This window comes from Streptomyces sp. NPDC054863 (assembly GCF_053610825.1).
In genome coordinates, this window is record NZ_JBSGZD010000477.1 from 1 (window position 1) to 3,514 (window position 3,514).

The 3,514-nt window shown below is 72.5% G+C and carries 4 protein-coding genes; 3 read left to right on the forward strand and 1 reads right to left on the reverse strand.

Annotated elements, in window-relative coordinates:
* Positions 1–112: 112 nt before the first annotated feature.
* Positions 113–514: a hypothetical protein gene (locus ACWGIG_RS37870; RefSeq protein WP_453326266.1), complete on the reverse strand. Its 402-nt coding sequence runs from the start codon at positions 512–514 to the stop codon at positions 113–115.
* A gap of 210 nt (positions 515–724) precedes the next feature.
* Between ACWGIG_RS37870 and ACWGIG_RS37875 the strand changes: the two genes are divergently transcribed.
* The 3 genes from ACWGIG_RS37875 (at position 725) to ACWGIG_RS37885 (ending at position 3,468) form a co-directional block, all read left to right on the forward strand.
* Positions 725–1,222 carry a cation:proton antiporter regulatory subunit gene (locus ACWGIG_RS37875; RefSeq protein ID WP_453326267.1) on the forward strand — a complete coding sequence of 166 codons (498 nt, stop codon included), beginning with the start codon at positions 725–727 and terminating at the stop codon, positions 1,220–1,222.
* A gap of 14 nt (positions 1,223–1,236) precedes the next feature.
* Positions 1,237–2,475 (forward strand): cation:proton antiporter, encoded by a 1,239-nt coding sequence (locus ACWGIG_RS37880; RefSeq protein ID WP_453326268.1) that lies wholly within the window; start codon positions 1,237–1,239, stop codon positions 2,473–2,475.
* 252 nt (positions 2,476–2,727) lie between these two features.
* A complete protein-coding gene (locus ACWGIG_RS37885; RefSeq protein ID WP_453326269.1) occupies positions 2,728–3,468 on the forward strand; it encodes a hypothetical protein in 741 nt (246 codons plus the stop codon).
* Positions 3,469–3,514 lie beyond the last annotated feature (46 nt).

Consider the following 3,514-nt stretch of genomic DNA (forward strand, 5'->3'; position numbering starts at 1 on the left):
GGCCCCGCCCCGCACACTTCTGTCCGATCCCCTCCGCCCTCCGCCCGAAGCCGGGGCCGGAGCCGGGACCGGAGCCGGGGCCGAAGCCGGGGCCGAAGCCGGGACCGGGCGGCTAGCGCTCCGTCACCCGCAGCCGTACCTCCTGCTCCTGGTCGCCCGACGCCGTTCCCTCGTCGGACACCCCGAAGGCCGCGCCGAGGACCTCCCGCACCCGTGTCACCTCGTGCGGCCCGCCCTGGACGGTGACGGTCGCCGGCCCTGACAGCGACGCCGGCACGGGCCGCTCACCGGCCCCGCCGACCCCGCCCGCCTCACCGGCCCTGCCTGCCTCACCGGTCCTGCCTGCCCCGTCCGTCTCGAAGACCGACGTCCACACCGTCGGCCCCGCCCCGGGCGTCTCCCTCGGTACGTCGCCCGGCCCCCGGTCCGTATCGGCGAACCCGGTGGCCAGGGCCTCGAAGACGGCCCGGGCGTCCTGCGCCGGGCAGTCGGTGACAGTGACGGTTACCTGCATGATTTCCTCGCTCCACCTCGTGCGGCCGATGTACGCCGTGCCGATCGCCTCTCCGGGCAGTCGATGCCGAAACGTGTGGAACGCCCGTGCCCGCAGAGCTCGTATCACCGTATACCGGGGCAAAGACACCCACCTCTGCGCGGAGTAGGGTAATGGAAAGTTAAAGTTGATCAGTTTTGCCCGCTTCTCCGAGCTTCCATGGAGGCCCTCATGGGAACCCGCCGCTCCACCCTCCCCGGCATAGGCACCCAGTACGACTTCACCACCGAAGGCGGGCGGCACCTGTCCGTCGTCGTCCACCACGACGGCCGCCGCTTCATCGGCTTCTACGACCGGGACGACCCCGACGCGTGCCAGCAGGCGATCCCGCTCTCCCCTGACGAGGCCACCGCGCTCGCGCACCTCCTCGACGCCTCTCCGACGGACGCGGTACGCACCGACGGCATCGACCTCGTCACCGAGCACATCCCGGTGACGTCCAGGTCGCCGTACGGCGGCAAGCTCCTCGGCGACACCAAGGCCCGCTCCCGTACCGGCGCCTCGATCGTGGCCGTACTGCGCAGGACCAGCGCGCACCCGTCCCCCGAACCGGGCTTCCGGCTCGCCATCGGGGACACCCTGGTGGCGGTCGGCACCCGCGAGGGCGTGGACGCGCTCGCCGACATCATCGCGGGCGCCGCATCCGGCGCCACCGCCGACGAGGACTGAGGGCGTAGACAGCCGTGCACGACACCACCGCCCTCCTCATCGAACTCGGCGCCGTCATCCTCGCGCTGGGGATCATCGGGCGCCTGGCGGGCCGAATAGGCCTGTCCCCCATCCCCCTCTACCTCCTGGCCGGACTCGCCTTCGGCCACGGCGGGCTGATCCCCCTCGACGCGAGCGAGGACTTCACCGCCGTGGGCGCCGAGATCGGCGTCATCCTGCTCCTGCTCCTCCTCGGCCTGGAATACAGCGCGAGTGAGCTGGTCAGCAGCCTGAAGACCCAATACCCGTCCGGGATCGTCGACTTCGTCCTCAACGCGACCCCCGGCGCGGTCGCCGCCCTCGTCCTCGGCTGGGGCCCGGTCGGCGCGGTCGCCCTCGCGGGCGTCACCTGGATCTCGTCGTCCGGCGTCATCGCCAAGGTCATGACCGACCTGGGACGCCTCGGCAACCGCGAGACCCCCGTCATCCTCGGCGTCCTCGTCATGGAAGACCTCGCGATGGCGGTCTACCTCCCGCTGCTCACCGCGATGCTGGCGGGCGTCGGCCTGGCGGGCGGCAGCGTCACGCTGCTCATCTCGCTCGGCACGGTCGGTCTCGTCCTGTACGCGGCGCTGCGGCACGGCCGCGTCATCAGCCGGGCGGTCTCCTCCGACAACCCGGAGATGCTGCTCCTGGTGGTACTCGGCCTCACCGTCCTGGTCGCGGGCATCGCCCAGCAGCTCCAGGTCTCGGCTGCGGTCGGCGCCTTCCTGGTCGGCATCGCGCTGTCGGGCGAGGTCGCGGAGGGCGCGCACAAGCTGCTCGCCCCGCTCCGGGACCTCTTCGCCGCGGTCTTCTTCGTCTTCTTCGGCCTGTCGACGGACCCGGCGGACATCCCGCCCGTGCTCCTCCCGGCGCTCCTCCTCGCGATCGTCACCACGCTCACGAAGATCGGCACGGGCTGGTACGCGGCACGGCGCGCGGGCATCGGGCCGCGCGGACGGCTGCGGGCGGGCGGCACGCTGGTCGCGCGCGGCGAGTTCTCGATCGTGATCGCGGGCCTCGCGGTGGCGACCGAACCGCGGATCGGGCCGATCGCGACCGCGTACGTACTGATCCTGGTCATCATCGGCCCGCTGGCAGCCCGTTGGACGGAGCCGCTGGTCACGCGGGCGCAGGGCCGCCGCAAACCGCCGGCCGCCGGGCCGCCGAAGCTGGAGGACATGATCGCGGCGGAGTCGGCGGAGTCGGCCCAGCAGACTTCGCGGTCGTGACGGACGCGGCGGGCGCGGCGGTCGTGACGGACGCGGCGGACGTCGCCCCGGTCCCTCGATCAGACGCAATCTCAGATCCGCCCGTACCACCGACAATTGCCTAGAACTCCAAGGTCACAGAGCTGTTCGCCACTCGGCGGGCAGCTCTGTTCCATTGCGCGCCGTAGTCGAAATATTGCGATAAGTCACCGGCCTCCGGACGGTGGAGGTGAGCACTCCGCTCTCCCACACACCTCCGGAAGGACCCTCTTCATGCGCATGCCCCGGAAAGCCGGCCTCCTCGTCTCGACCGTTGTGTGCGGCGCCCTCGCCCTGGGCACCGCGGGCCCGGCATTCTCGGCCGCCAGTAACCCGACCACGGCCGCAAAGGCCGCCGCTCCGGTGCCCGCCCCGGTACCCGGAGCGGATGCGCTCCTCGCGCAGACGAAGACGCTGGGCGACGCCGGTGGCGTCCTCACGCCGGTCACCGACCTGGTGACCGCGGTGCTCAAGGCGAAGGACGGCAAGCTGTCCCCCGAGGAAGCGACCAAGCTCGCCGCACCGGTCAAGGAGGCGCTGGACAAGCTCGCCAAGGCAGCCCCCGCACCCAAGGCCCACGCCCCTGTCGACCTGAAGGCGCAGGCGGCCGCGGAACTCCAGGCCAAGGTCACCGCGCTCCTCGCGGCGGTCGCGAAGGGCGATGTGAAGGCGATCGCCGCCGGGGTCACCGCGGTCCTCACCGCCACCGTGAACGTCCTGGTCACCATCGTGCTCGGCGGCGGCCTCCCGGCCCCGGACCTCAAGGGCCTCCCGAAGCTCCCGACGCTCCCGGGCGTTCCCGCGGTGCCGGCACTTCCCGTGACGCCGCCGGCGCTGCCCGCCACGCCGGCTCTGCCCGCGACGCCCGCGCTGCCCGCGACGCCGGCCCTGCCCGCGGCGCCCGCACTGCCCGCCGCACCGGCAGCACCCGCAGCACCCGCGCTGCCCGCGGCGCCCGCGGTGCCGGGCGTCTAGAACCGACCGGCTCGGCAACACAGCAGCACCTACGGAGAAGAAGGCC